Raw genomic sequence first — 15,417 nt, 5'->3', positions numbered from 1 at the left:
TGCTCGTGGGCTCAAAATAAAGGGAGAGTAAGTGTTGTCATTCTACTCGAACACAGGCTCTACAAAGCAATAACATTTGATAAAAGTGTTGATAAGGGATTGAAAACGGGTTCGCAATCCCTTACTTCTTTGCCTGTTAGCGTGAGTTAATTTCGGTTATTTTGAGGTTAATGAGCTGCTTCTGCCATTGGGATTTATCTATGCCTTCGACCCAAATGACGCTGCTTTTACGCTGTTCGCCTTTGCGTAGATAGGTCTCAGGCATGCGGAAAATGGCTTCCCACACTTCGAGTTTTTCGGTTTTGAGCAAAGTACCATTATCGGCGAAGAAGCTAGCTTCAACTTCAACTAAGGTAACGTGTTCATTGCTGGTGCTGGCGAGATCGAAGCTGAGTCCGAGTTTGTCGCCTTTCCATTGACCTTCAGCAAAGCTGACTTTGATCCCATCTTTTGCCGTTGAGCCTAATAGCTCAGGTTGGGTAATCGCAGTGGCGGTCAATGTGGTGACTGGCGCAGCAACAGTTTGAGTGGTAACTGCGGCACTTGGGACACTGGCAACATTGCTCGATGCACTTGCTACGGCTGCAGCGGCTAAGGCATTGGGCGCGGCTTTGGTTTCAGTGATCACGTATTCCCAAGTAAAGTCGTCTTTGAGTCTGACTTGGGCGCCATTTTCTAGGGTGATATTGGCTACGTCGGCCGCCATAACCGATGATGTTAGCAATAAAAATGAGCTAAGTGCGCTAAGGCGTAATGAAGTGTGCATTAATTTTCTGGCTCCGATATCCGTCTGAGTCAATATTCTGCCCTAACATAAACAATTTGCCGCATGTTAGTCACTGTCTAAGTCGTGTTTTGATGAATAAAGTGGATTAATGGCGAGATTTTAACGCTAGTACAGATTGAGCTAGCTGACTGTGGCACTATTAGATAGGTGTACATGAGCGGTATGCTCAATGAATAAAGTAACAGGAGATTAAGATGCAGATGAAACATGGAATTTATGGCTTAGTGATTGGATTGGCATTTAGCACTGTCACTTTGGCTGCTGAAGCACCGAAAGTGGGCTGCGCGGCGAAATTAGATGCTATTAGTGCCGAACTTGCCCAAGCAAAAGCGGCAGGTAATAAGCATAAAGTCGCGGGACTTGAAAAGGCCTATGACGAAGTTTCAACCCATTGCGACGATGATAGCTTATACGCCGAGCGAGTCGCTAAAGTTGAGGCCTTAGAGGAAAAACTCATTGAGCGCCAAAACGAATTGGCCAAAGCCATAGAAGAAGGTCGTTCTATGGATAAAATCAACAAGAAACGCAATAAAGTCGCCGAAGTCGAGGCTGATCTTGCTAAGGCGCGAGCCGAGCTAACGCAATAAATAGTTCAAGCTCAAGCCCAATCGCTAGGAGCTTAGCCCGCGTAACCTATGCTTAAAATAGTGGATTCTGTGCTGGAGTTATAACCGGCACTCAGTATGAAGTGCTCAGTGATTCGATATCTTAGCCCAGCTTCTGCGCCCCAACGGGTCGTTTTATCTTCTTCCCATGTGGGTTTGCCATCGACAATTTTGGGTGAAATGTTATTCGTGTAAGACACAGTGCTGATATAGCCGCTGCCTCCGGCATAAAAGCTTAAATCTGCCGTTAAGCTGTAGCTTAAGCCTAAGCGGAAGAGGCTTTCTTGGCGATAGGACTGCGCGGGTTCTGGCACGATAATATCGGTTTCACGACTGCGGGCATAGCCTAGGTAATAACCCCATTGTTGGTAATTATTATCGAAATGATAGGGGGCGATTGTAATGCCATAGAGATTATCTGTGGCGGGAATATAATCGAGCATGAGAGCGATATAAGGTGCATTGGCAGTTTCGTCTGATTTATCTGGCCTAACTAATTGCTTAGAAGTGCTATATTCGGCCGCTTGAAGCGGTTGGCATAGGCTCAGGAGTCCAATGCTAAGACAGGCTAGCGTATATGAATGACGACACATGGGATGGTTTCCTTAGGGATAGGGGAAATATTGTTCATTTTCCTGTGTGCGGGGTCAATTCAAAATGCTAAAATCTCTTTTAAAATAAGTATTTGTAAATATTTTGTGTTTTGATTTGAGTGTTTTCTAGGGTGATATTTAACCGAGGTCAACTCGGCAGTTACCTTTGTATGGGTTTGTTGCGCTAGCGCCTACGTTGGAGTGAAATTGTGGATCAGGAAATAAGGCTCGAAATTTCGGCATGGTTAGCGGGCTTTGGGATTGATAGCCAACCCTCTGATGGAATATCGACCACAGTTATGGTCATTGCTTGCTTACTGTTAGCGAGCATCGCTTATTTTATTGTCCGACGCGTGGTGATTCGTGCGGTGAATATGGTGATCCTGCGCTCTAAGGCGACGTGGGACGATGTATTCATGCGTTATAAGGTACTTGAAAAGCTGGCCATGCTTGTGCCCGCTATCGTACTTAATCTATTAGTGCCAATCGCGCTGACTGAGCATCCACTGCTAAGCGGGCTAGTCGACCGATTACTGAGTATTTGGTTAGTGGTGCTGATTATCCGCGCTATGTATGCAGGTATGGATGCGGTTGATGAAATTTCAGATGTGAATCTGGTGAGTCGGCGCTTGCCTGTTAAGAGTTTCGTACAGTTAACTAAGCTATTTTTATTCTTTGTTGGGATTATCGTTTCTATCTCAATCTTGGCCGATCAATCACCTGTGTACTTCCTCAGCGGCTTAGGTGTGGCAACGGGTTTTGTGATGTTAGTGTTCCGCGACACTATCTTAGGTTTTGTGGCGGGCATTCAGTTAGCGGCTAACCGTATGGTGAGTAAAGGCGACTGGATCCAGATGGACAAATACGGCGCCGACGGTGCGGTAGAAGAAGTCTCGCTGACCACAGTGAAAGTGCGTAACTGGGACAAAACCATCACTATGATCCCTGCTTATGCCTTAGTGTCGGATGCGTTTCGCAACTGGCGGGGTATGTCTGAGTCGGGTGGTCGCAGGATCAAACGCGCGATCAATATCGATATCAACAGCATAAAGTTTTTGACCGAGGAAGAGCGCGAACGTCTTAGTAAGATCAATTGCTTAAAAGAATATTTCCCCGCAAAAATAAACGAAATTCGTGAGTCGAATGCCAGAGTGTCGGATCTCGATATGAAAGTGAACGGCCGCCATTTGACTAACGTCGGCACTTTCCGCGCTTATCTGCAGGAATATTTACAGCGTCACGATAAAGTCCACAAGGAAATGACCTTAATGGTACGCCAATTAGCGCCGACCACTGAAGGGTTACCGATTGAGATTTATATCTTCACCAATGACACTCGCTGGGCATTTTATGAGGCGATACAAGCGGATATCTTCGACCATGTTTTTGCAATATTGCCTGAGTTTGGTCTGCAGGCGTTCCAAGCGCCCACCGGCAATGATATTCGCAGTTTAAAATCGGTGAAGGTCGAGGGTTAGTCTCGACTGATCAGAATCGCGGCTAAGGTAAGAAAAACACCGCCGCTGGTTCTGTCAAACCAATGCAGCTTGTTGCTCGCCTTTATGCCGAGCGCAAGCACATTGGCCATGCTGGCGTAAATCATCACAAAGCTAAAATCCACCACGGCCCAAGTGACTGCAAGAATGGTCAGTTGCGGTAATTGCGGCGCGGCAAGATTGATAAATTGCGGAAACAAGGCGGCAAAAAACAGTAAATCCTTCGGATTACTGATCCCCACTAGAAACGCCTGCTTATAAAGCTGCGCAGGCGTACCTTTGCCCTCTGACGGGCTAACTTCAAGGGCTTGACCCTGGTTTTTCGTCAATAACAGCTTAATACCTAAAAATACTAAATAGGCCGCGCCGCACCATTTGAGCAGAGTAAAACCGTATTCTGAGGCGCTAATAATCGCCCCCAGTCCTGCCGCTGACGCCATCATTAAGATTAAAGCGGCGCTAACACTGCCAAGGCCTGTAGCTATGCTACGCATCTTGCCGAAGTGGATCCCATGGGACATAGATAACATAGCGATAGGGCCGGGTGAAATCCCAATCAATACAATGGCAAATAAATAGAGTAACCAAGTTTCGGGTTGCATATTTGCTGCTCTAAATGGAATAAATGTTAATGTTTAGCACTCGCTATAAAATCAGGGATCACCTTGGGATGACGGCCTTTAATGGTGCGATAGAAGCTCAAAATCTCTTGCATGTCGGTCACGATATCGTCACTGGGTTGCAGTGGTGTACGGATAACGACAGTGCGGCGGCTAAAATCTAAGCCAACGGGTGTAATGGGTACTTGGGCCTTGCTGGCGATATGATAAAAGCCGCACTTCCAGCGCGTCACTGGGCCGCGGGTGCCTTCTGGCGCTAGCGCTAACTTGTAATCGGATTTTGACTCAAACAGCTGCACGGCGGCATCGACTAAGTTGTTATTCTTGCGCCGATCCACCGGACTGCCGCCAATGGCGCGGAAAAACCAGCCCCAAGGCGGGATAAAGAGTTGGTGTTTGCCGAGAAAGTGAATGCGGATACCTAGGGCGCCACGGGCTAAAATGCCGACAATGAAGTCCCAGTTACTAGTGTGCGGTGCAACTATGATGATGTATTTAGCACAGTCGGGCAGTTGGCCTTCTATCTGCCAGCCTGAAGTTTTAAGTAGCCAACGGCAAAGTGGTGTAAACATAGTTCGGTGCCCAGAGTCGAAAAATTAATAATATCATCAGCTTTTTTAGATTTTAAACTGGCTTAAACAAGATAGTCTGTACTTAATTCGTTATAGTACAGTTTAACCTGATTGATTGTGGGGGAACGATACTATGTTGAAAAATGGACGATTAAACAAGGTTATCTGGCAGCGTGTTTTTGCGGCACTGTTACTCCTGCTGACTTGTCATGTTAATGCTGTGCCGACGGATGAAATTACGCAGATGCTTAAAGGCCAAGAAGACGCTTGGAATCGCGGCGATCTCGATGCTTATATGCAAGGCTATTGGAAGAGTGATCAACTGCGTTTTGTCTCTAATGGTAAGTTTCGTTTTGGCTGGGAAGAAACTCTCGCTGCCTATAAGAAAAATTATCCAAATAAAGAAGCGCTTGGTGAACTGAAGTTCACTATCAAAGAAATCAAAATGCTCAGTAATTACGCCGCTATGGTTGTTGGGCGCTGGGATTTACGGCGGATAAAAGATGCCCCAACGGGTGTGTTTACTCTGTTGATTGAAAAAATCGACGATCGTTGGGTGATCACCATGGACCACAGTTCAGATTAAACCGTGTCCTTTGCACTCAGTGTTGCACTGCAGTTCAAATTAGATTTGCGATAATAAACAGTCTGGTTTGGTGGGCGGCTCGGCAGGCAGAGTTAAATGGAAATCCTGCTGTCCAAGCTGTCTACCTTTGCCATCGTATCTCACTTCGGTGAAATGCATACCGCCCTCAGCATCTTCAAGCAGAATGCTGGTGGAGCGGGTGCCATAGTCGGGGTGACGAATATAAATCGCAGCTAAACGCCGTTCCCACTCGATCCCTACTCCCGTATTAGGCAGCTCATTATCTTGCGGCTGGGAATCGTCTTTCATTAGTTGTAACAGTACTTGCACTTCTATACTGCTGGACTGGCTGATTGCCGCTTCTAACGCCTGCTGTCCCTTCGCCATTTTCGGCCAAATATCATCGAGTGCACCATTGCTAATGGCATGAAATCCATCGGCAAGTTTTACTGTGTCTTTATTGATACTGTTAAAACAATATAAGTCAGTACCTTGGCCGAAGATGAGATTGAACGGCTGATAATTGTCGCTATGTTCAACAAGCCAATTAGGGCACACGAGCGACCCTGAGTTGAGCGTCATAGTAATTAGCTCGCCACGACTACGCATGGCTTCAGGGTTCTTTTGCGGAACGCGCAGATTGGTTACGCCAGCGATTTGTCCTTGTTTATTGATGCCAAACCAAGTGCCACCGGCCTGCAGATCTTTACCCGCGAGTATGTTTTCTTCCGGCGGCCAAAAATGCGCTGGCGCAGTTGGTCTATGATGAAACTCATCGCGGTTGGCACAGATGATTAAGGGATACTTAGGATGGGCATTAATGGCGACAAAGAGTATGCACATAGCAGGCTAAATTAATCCAAAGGTAGATTAACTTAGCCTGTCTGCTCACAAATGAACAGCGTTAGTGGTGCGAGTGCTTATCTGTTTTTGCGTGTTCATGTGCATGTTTATCGGCACTAGGTGTCACAACAGGTTTCTGCTCGTCTGTGTGCGAAGCGCTAGATTCGTGAGTATGTGTATTCTCGTGGGAATGGCTATGGGCGTGACTATGCGCATGAACTACCGGTTTGCTGAGCATTAAGCGGCGTAAAAATTTACGTGGACCTAAGCGCAGTAAGCTGGCGGCAAACAACCCTGAGAGGATCAGTAGAGCAATTAAGTTCACGACTTCAGGCAAGGTAAATAAGGAGAACCATAGTGGCAAGCGTAATGCTGCGGCTAAGCTCAGCGCAATAATACTCAGTAATATCGCCCTTTGCGTCCATGTCATTAACTTAAGCTGAGCTATGTTGAGCACAGGTGCAGCAATCAGCGGCATCATAATCGCGATAGGATTCCAGCCACTATAAGCCAGTGCAAGAGCGAGTACGGCGGCGCCTAAGTTGCAGAAACGCATAGGTAAAAATACAAGCAATAGCACAACAACCTGTAGCAATGGATTGCTTAAGGGCATTGAAGGGTGGCCAATTAAATTCACTAATACTAGGCTGAGTAAAATCCAAGGTGCGCTGCGATCGACTAAATGAGCAAAGCCGAAACGCAGTGAACTGCTGGGTAATTTAGTGTGTGGATCGGTAATGGTGACGTTAGCATGGCTTAAATATGCACTCAGAATAAACACTACAAGCAATTGGAATAACGCTAACCAAGGACCGAGAAGTAGAGCTGTGATCACTAAGGCTTCAGGCCCAGCTAAGCGTTGGAACCAGCGACGGGCTAAACTGCTATCCTGCGGCGTCAAACCTAATTTAAAGCGCAGCGCAGCCGCACCATAGCTTAGCAGCAACACGGGTGCGAGCTTTAATAGCCAAGTCATTAATTGCTCTGTGCTGTGATCATGGTGGGCATGTTCGTGGCCGCCTGAATCCATTAATAGCAATATCACGAGTAAACCGATGCCGAGCAAACTACCTATGCCAGCTTGGTATTCATATTTGCCTTGCGTATCACTTTCATGCTGACCATGGGGTTGATGTAGTACCACATGCAGAATTGTGCCAGTAATAAAGGCTTGTAAGTAGACAGTGTCATCGATATTTAAATAAGGAAGTAGTTGCTCACCGGCGAAATAGCCTATGCCTGTAAATAGCATCTGGGCTGCAAAGATCATGAGTGTCCAACGTGTTCCGAGATGGGGTTTAAGTATCCACCATACTGCAAAACCGACGGGTAATTGGTGGAGTATGACACCAAGAGCTAGCAGAATGGAGTTATCGTCTTGCTGCGCCAAAACCATAGCGGTGCCATCGGTGATGGTATGCAGTAATAAGCCACCAATACCCAAGAAAAGCGTAAAATTATGGGTGACTTCTGAATAACGGTGAAATAGGCGTTCGCTGGCGGTAGGCCCCCAGATGCCGAGGAGTACAAAGATGATCGCAAGCATGCCACCATGCTCGAGTAATTCTGGCAAGATGTGGATCAGCACTAATCCGCCTAATGAGACGAATATAAAACCATCGAGACCCTTTTGTAAGCCACTACTCGATGAGAAGTAGCGATAAAACAGAGGGCCAATTAAGAGTGCGATACAGCTAGCAAGAAGATAGAGCATGGATTCCACGGAAAATTTGCTGAAAAAACGCCATAGTATACCAGCTGTAAAGCAAAGTGAGCAGTGACTTGCAGGCAATTTACTCAACTGACATTTTATACTGTGTTTTGAAGGGGAGAATTTTATTCACTTTGGCCATTCTGCGGAGAAATTTTCAGATCTAACTCGAGAAAAGGTACTATACCCAAGCTACCTGAAGATACGAGTTTCAGAGCGCCTAGGGTGCTTCAATTCAAGGCGCATCAATGACAGAATGTCGGCCACCTTTTGAATTGTTGCAACACGGAAGTGGAGCTCCCTAGGCGCTCCGTTCCGGCGGGTTGTAACGTACTTTATGCCGTGTTGGTTATTTTTAACTTAGCCCACTAGGTCCGCAAATAACCGCAATCGCCATGGATGGCGTGAATGCCATTTATGCAGGAGCAATAAAGGGCCTTGCCTAAAGTGCGTTACATTCCCGCTGAATCCTGCATCTTCAGGTTGTTTGGGTATATAATATCGGCTTATGTTGGCTTGGGTGTTGATACGTTAAATGGATATATTTTCTGCTGCGGTAATGTTGTTTCTGATCATGGACCCTTTGGGGAATTTGCCGATTTTCGCATCGATTCTGCGACATATCGATCCCAAGAAACGTCGTAAGGTACTGATCCGCGAGTTACTTTTCGCCTTAGTGATCATGCTGTCTTTCCTTTATGCGGGTGAAGCAATTTTAAGTTTCTTAAATCTTCGTTCCGAATCTGTGAGTATTGCAGGCGGTATTATTCTGTTTTTGATCGCGATTAAGATGATTTTCCCCCAACCCGGTGGTGTCGTTGGATTAGCCGCGGGAGAAGAGCCTTTTATCGTGCCTATGGCTATTCCCTTGATGGCGGGCCCATCGATTCTTGCAGCCTTGATTTTACTGGCGCATACCGATAGCTCACGTATGGGCGATTGGACCATAGCGTTAGTGTCAGCTTGGGGGGCGAGTGCGGTGATCTTAATGTTTTATAAACTTTTCACCCGTGTGCTGGGGGAAAAGGGGCTCACAGCAGTCGAGCGTTTGATGGGTATGGTGCTGGTCATGATCTCAGTGCAAATGTTCCTCGACGGTATTTCAAACTATCTGAAAACCGCTGGCTAACTTTATCTAGTTTGATCAAAACGAAACCGTATTAACGTTGTTAATGCGGTTTTTTTATGGCTGAGATTTGGCTTGGAATTGAGTCAGCACAGAGGTTTGCTGAATATTTGCTGACAAAAGTGCAAATCTTACCTGCGAACAGGTGTATCAAGTTGTTACTGAGGTGCAGTGCTGCTAATGTCGAAAACTCTGTCTCTATCACTTGAAGACGGATAAACCCTGAGTAGGTTACTAATTAAAGGCAATTTGTCTTAATACAAAGAGACACTAGTCTTAATAAATAGAATGGCGTAAACGGCGTTAGCTGTTACAGAAGGATGTTAAAAATGCGAAGTACAAAAGGCGTAACAGCGTTTGGACTGATGTTGGCATTGATTAGCGGCGCGAGTATTGCCGCTCCGAATCATACGCCTGCAGATGCGGGTGTGATTAATAAAGATCGAATTTTATATTGGTTGATTAAGCGTGGCGAAGTGGCCGCCGATGCCAGTGATAGCGTAAAGCAGGAGGCGATAGAAGCTTATATTCATCGCGCCACTTTGGCACAACCCAAAGCGCCGCGCATCGAAGTTGAAGCTGAACATGCGCGTCTACAAAGAGCTAAATCATCGCAAATGATGCGCTCATCCGCACAGCGTTTACAGGCCGATGCGGATGTAAAGAAAACCGTAAAAGTGCTCACGGTATTAGTGGATTTTGCTGATCTAAAACATGATAACAATGGCTTAAAAGCGGGGGATACAGACATGTATTACCCGAGTTATCCTGCGTCCCACTACAAGGAATTACTCTTTTCGCCTACGGGCTTCAAAGGTCCACAGGGGCAGACGTTAGATTCGGGGTATCAATATTATCAAGCGGTTTCTGGGCAAACCTTCTCCTTTACTGGGGATGTGAAGGGCTGGTATACCGCCTCGCAAAATGCCGAATACTATGGTGTTAATGATCCAGATACCCGTAGTGATTCACAGGTCGAACAATTGGTAAAAGAAGCCGTATCTCAAGCTGTTGCAAATATGTCTGCAGCTGAGTTGGCGAGTTATGATGTTGAAGACCAAAATGATTTGAACAATAACGGTAATTACGATGAGCCCGATGGCATTATCGACCATGTGATGATTTTCCACTCTAGCGTAGGCGAAGAGGTCGGCGGCGGAAAACTAGGATCGAGTGCGATATGGTCGCATCGATATTATGTCGACCAAGCAACCAATGGTTATGCGCTTCCTGGTACGAACAAAAAAGTATTCGGTTATACAATCCAGCCTATCGATGCGGCAACGGGCGTGTGTACCCACGAGTTTGGCCATGATTTAGGTCTGCCTGATGAGTACGATACCTCTGAAAATGATAAGAAAGACGGCTCACCTGTGGGGCTATGGTCTTTGATGTCTGGTGGTAGTTGGGCTGGTGCTATTCCTGGCGCTCAGCCGAGTGGTTTTAGTCCTTATGCTCGATCTTATCTACAGAAAAGATACAAAGGTAAGTGGTTAAATGAACGTGAAATTTCCTTAGATAGCATTCCCAAATCAGGCATGGAAGTGACGTTGAATGAGGCGGTTAATCATCAGGCGGTTAATCAGATCTCTATTCCGCTCCCTCTTGTGTTAATTCCTTTTAAAACACCTTATCAGGGCAGTTATCAGTACTATTCTGGCCAAGGAAATATGCTGAATAACAGCATGAATTTTAATGTTAATTTACCTGCCGTAACCACAGATAAACTGATTCTGAGTATGAAGGCTAGTTGGAGTATTGAGCCTAACTATGACTACATGCAGGTGAAAGTGGATGGTGTGGCCATTGCGGGTAATTACACTAAGTCGAACAATGCAATGAATAGTGCTCGTCATATCATCACTGGTGAATCGTCTGCGCTTGCTCAGGCGGAAGGTCGCGATGCTTGGGTAACATTAGAGTATGATTTATCAGCATATTCTGGAAAATCTGTTGCTGTCGAAATCAACTATGTCACCGATGATTATACCTCTGAGTCAGGGATCGCTATTGATAACATCAGCGTTAAACAAAATACCACTGAGTTATATAGTGATAACGCTGAAGTCGCGGATAAAATGACGTTTTACGGCTATAGCCGGATTAAGGATTCTCGTCCGGATCCCAAATCTCTGTCTCGTTATATTATCCAGCTACGTAGCCATAATGGTGTCGATGCGGGTTTGAAAGCAAAAAGCTTTGATCCCGGAGTTTTACTCTGGTTAGAAAATTTTAACTACAGTGACAATAACGTTTCAGACCACGCTGGCCATGGCTTGATTGGCGTGATTGATGCTGACCAGAATATGATTGGCACTCGCTCTACCGACGTACAAATTCGTGATGCGGCCTTTAGTACAGTAAATCAAACCTTCTATTTGGAGGACAATCATCGCGATGCTGTCAGCCTGTTCGATGACAGCTTAGATTACAGCGCGCCACTACAGCCACAGTCAGGTATGGTGTTGCAGCAGCTAGGGTTGACAATGCAGGTACTATCTCAAGCCAGCAATAATGGTACTGCGGTTATTCGTCTTGCGAATGCGAACTCTGATGCTATAGCGCCGTTAACTGTCAGTTTTACTAATACTGTCAACCAATTAGCAGTAAGCTTCACCAGTAATATTGATGGCGGTATGGGAGTATTAACCTACGCTTGGGATTTTGGTGATGGCACGACAAGCACTGTCACGGCGCCAACCCATACCTATGCGAAGGCGGGCACTTATACTGTGAAGCTTACAGTGACAGATGCGCAAAATACTAAGGCGATTAGCAGTTCGACGGTAACGGTTGTTGCACCTGTTACGCCTCCAGTAACTCCGCCGGCCAGTGAGAGTTCAGGTGGCGGCAGCTTAGGTTGGTTAAGCCTTGCCTTCCTTAGCTTATTGACTTGGCGCCGCCAGTTAAATGTGCACTAAGTTAAATGTCCACTAAGTTGATTGTTTGAAACCCGAACAAAAATGCCTCTGATCTAGAGGCATTTTTTATCTGTCTTGAGGCTAAATTCTGACTAAGCTTTGGATGAAGTCTAAAGTTTACAACTGACGGATAGCTTGCTCGGCCGCTGGAAGAAAGATTTCGCTGACGATCATTTCATGCTCACCGTGATGGAAATAGCGGCGGCGTCCCCAGAGTGCATGTTCGACACTTTGATCTAAACTTTCAGCTAAGTGGGCAAGGCGACTACAGGTTTCGAAGCTGGCCACTTCGATTCTACCGGGGATGAAGTTATCTTGGCTAAACAGCAATTCACCTAAGGGGCGAGTACCCAAACTAAGGAAATCCATTTTGCGCTCGGCCATTAATTTTTCAGGGATCAAGGTTCTGGCAAATACCCAAGGTATCGAGTCGAGGCAAAGCAAGACTTCACGGATCCATACAGCACCTTGCTGGGGATATTCGCCCTCTAAGGGATCATGCAGTCCTTCGCCTAGTATCTTTACTTCAAATTGAGCGCAGCAAGTTTTGAGTTTTTGCGTTAGGCTGCCAGTGGCAAGCAACCATTCTTTCAAGGGCGATTTGGGGAGTTTGTCGGCTAGATCGGCTGAAAACCACTGAATAGATTCACCATAGGGAAAGCTTAAGCTAGTCACATTCATTAAATACTCGTTACAATATAAACAAACGTCGGCAGTCTAGCATGTCGCGACGCGAGCATATATACCCAAGCTACTTCCAGATACGGATACTGCATCTTCAGGTTGTTTGGCTATATAGATTGGGAAGTTTCTTCCATTACCATTATTGTTTTAGGGAGCCGTAAGTCGCTATGAAAAAATTACTCTCAGTCTGTCTTATCCTGTTTACAAGTGTTTTCAGTGTTTATGCGGCCGATGAAAAAGAAGCTGCACCTGCAGCAGCAACCCCACCTACGGGTGAGTATGCCTACTATGGTTTCGAACCCGAAATTGTCACTAACTACATTTCTAATCGCAAGAAATTGGGTTTTGTGAAGATTAGCGTTGAGTTAATGGTAAAGAGTCCAGATGATCTAGTGACAATTGAGCTCCATAATCCATTATTACGAGCCGCAATTGTTGAAGTGTTAGGCAATCAATCGGAAGAGAAGATTAAGTCACTCACGGGTCGTGAAGAGATTCGTCGTGAGTGCTTTGAAATGGTTAACAATTTGATCACCAAAGAAGCTGGTAAACCCTTGATCGTAAACTTATTGTTTACCTCTTATCTGTACGATTAATTTACTGCCTCACTCTATGGGCTGACTTAGGTCGGCCCACTGCGTTACAAGAGCTATTATGTCAAAACCTGCCGTGAAACCCGTCCAATTAGTGACTGCGAAACGCCTAACGAGTACAGCCAGCATTGGTCATGCAAAAACTAAAGCACCAAAGCAGGCTAGAACTGAGGTGAAAGGCAAAGTGAAGTCGGTCAAAAACAGGCCCAGTGCTGAGATTAAAAAAGCTTTGCATCCTCGAAATGTACACTTGAACGGCTATGATTTTCCGGCGCTGATGAGTTCATTCCCTAAGCTAAAAGCCTTTGTTCGACCCACGCCTTATGGGGCTTTATCGGTCGATTTTGCCGATCCGTTAGCAGTTAAAATCCTTAATGCGGCGCTACTGAAACACCATTATGGGATTGAATCTTGGAATATTCCTGATGGAGCGTTATGTCCTCCTATTCCCGGTCGAGTCGATTATTTGCATTATTTAGCAGACCTTCTAGCCGAAGGCGATGATGTATTTGCCTTGGATAAGGCTAGGATATTAGATATCGGTACTGGCGCGAACGGTATTTATCCCATATTGGGTTGCCAAGTATACGGTTGGCAATTTGTCGCCTCGGATATTAATGCCGGTTCACTCAGTAATGTGCAGAGTATTATTGAGCAAAACCCAGTGCTGCAAGGGCAGATAAGTTTACGATTCCAGCCAAATGATAAGGCGGTCTTCAAGGGAATCATTCAAGCCGGAGAACGTTTTGCGTTAACCCTGTGCAATCCGCCATTTCATGCCTCTATGGCTGAGGCGAGCGAAGGTACAAAGCGTAAGGTGAATAATCTGCAGCTCAATCGAGGTGGCTTGGTCAAGTCTTCCCCTAAGCTGAATTTCGGCGGTCAAGCGGCTGAGCTTTGGTGCCAAGGCGGTGAACGACAGTTTTTAGCGACTATGATCCGTGAGAGCCAAATGTTTGCAGATCAATGCTTATGGTTTACCAGTCTAGTGTCGAAGAAGGAAAACCTGAAACCTTGTTATCAAGCCTTAGCGCAGTTGAAAGTCGATACTGTGAAAACGATTGAGATGCAGCAGGGTAATAAAATTACGCGGGTTTTAGCGTGGAGCTTCCAGTCAGCAGCTAAGCGCAAAATCTGGCGCGGTGAACACTTAGCCCGTTAAGGCTTTTTGGGTATGACCCAATTAAGTACTATTAACAAAACAGGCGCTAATGGCGCCTGTTTTTATTAAAGGTAAAAATAGCCACTGTTACTGCGGCTTTTCTTCCTTATGATCGCGACGGAATAACGCCCACTCTTCAATGGCTTCACCGCTGGGTAAGGTGCAGATCCCATGTTCACCTTCGGCTGTTTTCTCAATTGTTAATTTGCCACCAATGGAGACACAATACTCAGAGGCGGGATTGGCTATTTTTGCTTGTTCAGTATCACTGCATCCGACTAATACCACACTCGCCAGAAGTGGAGCAGTAACAAGTAGGAATTTGATTTTCATAGACACTCCTTGGTGAGTTATTTTCGCCCTAAAATCCGCAGGATCCGTAGGAACAAGTTGATGATATCCATATACAAAGCGGCGGCGCTATCGATGGCATTATCTATGGTTTTAGGAATTTGATTCGCCCGTCCCCAGTCATAACCAATATAACCGCAGAAAATCAGCACGACGATCCAATCTAAAATGCCGTGGTGAGTATTAAAGATAAACACTTCAATCAGTTCGACGACGATAACGAGCAATAAAGCAATCGTGAGTGCACCGGAAATTTTTTGGAAAAAGGCGGGGAAGAGTGTGCCTAAACACATCATAGCTATGGTCACTAGCCCTGTGATACGAATGGCCTCAGTCACCAATTCGGGATCGTATTGACTGACCACCATATTGATTATTAAGCCGAAGGGCACGACCACAAAGTTGTAGCCAATAAAACTGACAACGGGATTAGTCGATTTTTGGAATAGATAAATCCCAAAGAAACAGGAGGCGAAATAGCCGATAAAGAAAATCCAAGGATTAACACTGGCAATCGCCTCTGGGTCGATATTGGTGACCATCCAATAGTTAACGGCAAAACCCCAAATCAGCGTGAGGCCGATAACGAGGTTATAAATACCTGCGCCAACTATGGGGTCGTCTGTGGTCATGCGGTCAAATACACTGTTTTCCGAATCCATATGTTTTCCTTATGATTTCCTTATTTTAACGGGCCATTAAGCGTCATCAGTGTTGAGCTATATGACGGCAAATTAAGCGGTGGCAATTAAGTTATTGTAAATAAA

The 15,417-nt window shown here is 45.7% G+C and carries 16 protein-coding genes; 7 read left to right on the top strand and 9 right to left on the bottom strand.

Going from position 1 to position 15,417, the window contains the following annotated elements; genetic code table 11:
- Positions 1 to 136: 136 nt before the first annotated feature.
- On the bottom strand, positions 137 to 766 hold the full coding sequence (locus L5M40_RS19325) for a DUF3157 family protein (RefSeq protein WP_263198304.1): 630 nt from the start codon (positions 764 to 766) through the stop codon (positions 137 to 139).
- A gap of 215 nt (positions 767 to 981) precedes the next feature.
- On the opposite strand from L5M40_RS19325, the gene L5M40_RS19320 reads away from it, so the two are divergent.
- Positions 982 to 1,374, top strand: a complete 393-nt coding sequence (locus L5M40_RS19320) for a DUF1090 domain-containing protein (RefSeq protein ID WP_212600820.1) — start codon at positions 982 to 984, stop codon at positions 1,372 to 1,374.
- A gap of 32 nt (positions 1,375 to 1,406) precedes the next feature.
- Here the strand turns inward: L5M40_RS19320 and L5M40_RS19315 are convergent, their stop codons facing one another.
- Positions 1,407 to 1,985, bottom strand: a complete 579-nt coding sequence (locus tag L5M40_RS19315; RefSeq protein WP_219235484.1) for a porin family protein — start codon at positions 1,983 to 1,985, stop codon at positions 1,407 to 1,409.
- A 209-nt stretch (positions 1,986 to 2,194) separates the two neighbouring features.
- Here L5M40_RS19315 and L5M40_RS19310 point away from each other — a divergent pair, with 209 nt between their 5' ends.
- Positions 2,195 to 3,463, top strand: coding sequence for a mechanosensitive ion channel family protein (locus L5M40_RS19310; RefSeq protein ID WP_263175885.1), 1,269 nt, complete (start codon positions 2,195 to 2,197; stop codon positions 3,461 to 3,463).
- Here L5M40_RS19310 and L5M40_RS19305 read toward each other — a convergent pair.
- Both L5M40_RS19305 and L5M40_RS19300 read right to left on the bottom strand, forming a co-directional pair.
- Positions 3,460 to 4,083 carry a LysE family translocator gene (locus tag L5M40_RS19305; RefSeq protein ID WP_263257089.1) on the bottom strand — a complete coding sequence of 208 codons (624 nt, stop codon included), beginning with the start codon at positions 4,081 to 4,083 and terminating at the stop codon, positions 3,460 to 3,462. The genes L5M40_RS19310 and L5M40_RS19305 overlap by 4 nt on opposite strands.
- Positions 4,084 to 4,109: 26 nt before the next feature.
- Complete coding sequence (locus tag L5M40_RS19300; protein WP_113941259.1) at positions 4,110 to 4,673, bottom strand: lysophospholipid acyltransferase family protein; 564 nt, start codon at positions 4,671 to 4,673, stop codon at positions 4,110 to 4,112.
- Between the two features lie 133 nt (positions 4,674 to 4,806).
- Here L5M40_RS19300 and L5M40_RS19295 point away from each other — a divergent pair, with 133 nt between their 5' ends.
- Entirely contained in the window at positions 4,807 to 5,259 is a 453-nt protein-coding gene (locus tag L5M40_RS19295) for a YybH family protein (protein WP_263198303.1), read from the top strand.
- A gap of 39 nt (positions 5,260 to 5,298) precedes the next feature.
- Here the strand turns inward: L5M40_RS19295 and L5M40_RS19290 are convergent, their stop codons facing one another.
- Both L5M40_RS19290 and L5M40_RS19285 read right to left on the bottom strand, forming a co-directional pair.
- Positions 5,299 to 6,102 carry an NRDE family protein gene (locus L5M40_RS19290; protein WP_131525674.1) on the bottom strand — a complete coding sequence of 268 codons (804 nt, stop codon included), beginning with the start codon at positions 6,100 to 6,102 and terminating at the stop codon, positions 5,299 to 5,301.
- Between the two features lie 61 nt (positions 6,103 to 6,163).
- Positions 6,164 to 7,816, bottom strand: coding sequence for a metal transporter (locus tag L5M40_RS19285; protein ID WP_263257106.1), 1,653 nt, complete (start codon positions 7,814 to 7,816; stop codon positions 6,164 to 6,166).
- Between the two features lie 532 nt (positions 7,817 to 8,348).
- On the opposite strand from L5M40_RS19285, the gene L5M40_RS19280 reads away from it, so the two are divergent.
- Both L5M40_RS19280 and L5M40_RS19275 read left to right on the top strand, forming a co-directional pair.
- Complete coding sequence (locus tag L5M40_RS19280) at positions 8,349 to 8,942, top strand: YhgN family NAAT transporter (RefSeq protein WP_011848195.1); 594 nt, start codon at positions 8,349 to 8,351, stop codon at positions 8,940 to 8,942.
- A 326-nt stretch (positions 8,943 to 9,268) separates the two neighbouring features.
- A complete protein-coding gene (locus tag L5M40_RS19275) occupies positions 9,269 to 11,860 on the top strand; it encodes an immune inhibitor A domain-containing protein (protein ID WP_263257087.1) in 2,592 nt (863 codons plus the stop codon).
- A gap of 117 nt (positions 11,861 to 11,977) precedes the next feature.
- On the opposite strand, the gene L5M40_RS19270 is transcribed toward L5M40_RS19275, so the two are convergent.
- On the bottom strand, positions 11,978 to 12,541 hold the full coding sequence (locus tag L5M40_RS19270) for a chorismate--pyruvate lyase family protein (protein ID WP_263257086.1): 564 nt from the start codon (positions 12,539 to 12,541) through the stop codon (positions 11,978 to 11,980).
- A 170-nt stretch (positions 12,542 to 12,711) separates the two neighbouring features.
- On the opposite strand from L5M40_RS19270, the gene L5M40_RS19265 reads away from it, so the two are divergent.
- A complete protein-coding gene (locus L5M40_RS19265; RefSeq protein ID WP_105250969.1) occupies positions 12,712 to 13,140 on the top strand; it encodes a flagellar basal body-associated protein FliL in 429 nt (142 codons plus the stop codon).
- A gap of 58 nt (positions 13,141 to 13,198) precedes the next feature.
- On the top strand, positions 13,199 to 14,299 hold the full coding sequence (gene rlmF / locus L5M40_RS19260) for a 23S rRNA (adenine(1618)-N(6))-methyltransferase RlmF (protein WP_263175881.1): 1,101 nt from the start codon (positions 13,199 to 13,201) through the stop codon (positions 14,297 to 14,299).
- An 87-nt stretch (positions 14,300 to 14,386) separates the two neighbouring features.
- On the opposite strand, the gene L5M40_RS19255 is transcribed toward rlmF, so the two are convergent.
- Positions 14,387 to 14,632 (bottom strand): DUF333 domain-containing protein, encoded by a 246-nt coding sequence (locus L5M40_RS19255; protein ID WP_263175880.1) that lies wholly within the window; start codon positions 14,630 to 14,632, stop codon positions 14,387 to 14,389.
- A gap of 17 nt (positions 14,633 to 14,649) precedes the next feature.
- A complete protein-coding gene (locus L5M40_RS19250) occupies positions 14,650 to 15,312 on the bottom strand; it encodes a Bax inhibitor-1 family protein (RefSeq protein WP_168826929.1) in 663 nt (220 codons plus the stop codon).
- Between the last annotated feature and the right edge of the window lie 105 nt (positions 15,313 to 15,417).

This window comes from Shewanella sp. SM68, from assembly GCF_025653925.1.
In the GTDB taxonomy this organism is placed as follows: Bacteria; Pseudomonadota; Gammaproteobacteria; order Enterobacterales; family Shewanellaceae; genus Shewanella; species Shewanella oncorhynchi.
Note: the sequence above shows the minus strand (reverse complement) of the source record. Positions and strands in the feature narration are given on the sequence as shown.

What these genes read in the sequence shown, in the direction of transcription:
- L5M40_RS19325 (WP_263198304.1), bottom strand. Translation starts at nt 766, where the DNA reads ATGCACACTTCATTACGCCTTAGCGCACTTAGCTCATTTTTATTGCTA.
- L5M40_RS19320 (WP_212600820.1), top strand. Translation starts at nt 982, where the DNA reads ATGCAGATGAAACATGGAATTTATGGCTTAGTGATTGGATTGGCATTT.
- L5M40_RS19315 (WP_219235484.1), bottom strand. Translation starts at nt 1,985, where the DNA reads ATGTGTCGTCATTCATATACGCTAGCCTGTCTTAGCATTGGACTCCTG.
- L5M40_RS19305 (WP_263257089.1), bottom strand. Translation starts at nt 4,083, where the DNA reads ATGCAACCCGAAACTTGGTTACTCTATTTATTTGCCATTGTATTGATT.
- L5M40_RS19300 (WP_113941259.1), bottom strand. Translation starts at nt 4,673, where the DNA reads ATGTTTACACCACTTTGCCGTTGGCTACTTAAAACTTCAGGCTGGCAG.
- L5M40_RS19295 (WP_263198303.1), top strand. Translation starts at nt 4,807, where the DNA reads ATGTTGAAAAATGGACGATTAAACAAGGTTATCTGGCAGCGTGTTTTT.
- L5M40_RS19290 (WP_131525674.1), bottom strand. Translation starts at nt 6,102, where the DNA reads ATGTGCATACTCTTTGTCGCCATTAATGCCCATCCTAAGTATCCCTTA.
- L5M40_RS19285 (WP_263257106.1), bottom strand. Translation starts at nt 7,816, where the DNA reads ATGCTCTATCTTCTTGCTAGCTGTATCGCACTCTTAATTGGCCCTCTG.
- L5M40_RS19280 (WP_011848195.1), top strand. Translation starts at nt 8,349, where the DNA reads ATGGATATATTTTCTGCTGCGGTAATGTTGTTTCTGATCATGGACCCT.
- L5M40_RS19275 (WP_263257087.1), top strand. Translation starts at nt 9,269, where the DNA reads ATGCGAAGTACAAAAGGCGTAACAGCGTTTGGACTGATGTTGGCATTG.
- L5M40_RS19270 (WP_263257086.1), bottom strand. Translation starts at nt 12,541, where the DNA reads ATGAATGTGACTAGCTTAAGCTTTCCCTATGGTGAATCTATTCAGTGG.
- L5M40_RS19265 (WP_105250969.1), top strand. Translation starts at nt 12,712, where the DNA reads ATGAAAAAATTACTCTCAGTCTGTCTTATCCTGTTTACAAGTGTTTTC.
- rlmF (WP_263175881.1), top strand. Translation starts at nt 13,199, where the DNA reads ATGTCAAAACCTGCCGTGAAACCCGTCCAATTAGTGACTGCGAAACGC.
- L5M40_RS19255 (WP_263175880.1), bottom strand. Translation starts at nt 14,632, where the DNA reads ATGAAAATCAAATTCCTACTTGTTACTGCTCCACTTCTGGCGAGTGTG.
- L5M40_RS19250 (WP_168826929.1), bottom strand. Translation starts at nt 15,312, where the DNA reads ATGGATTCGGAAAACAGTGTATTTGACCGCATGACCACAGACGACCCC.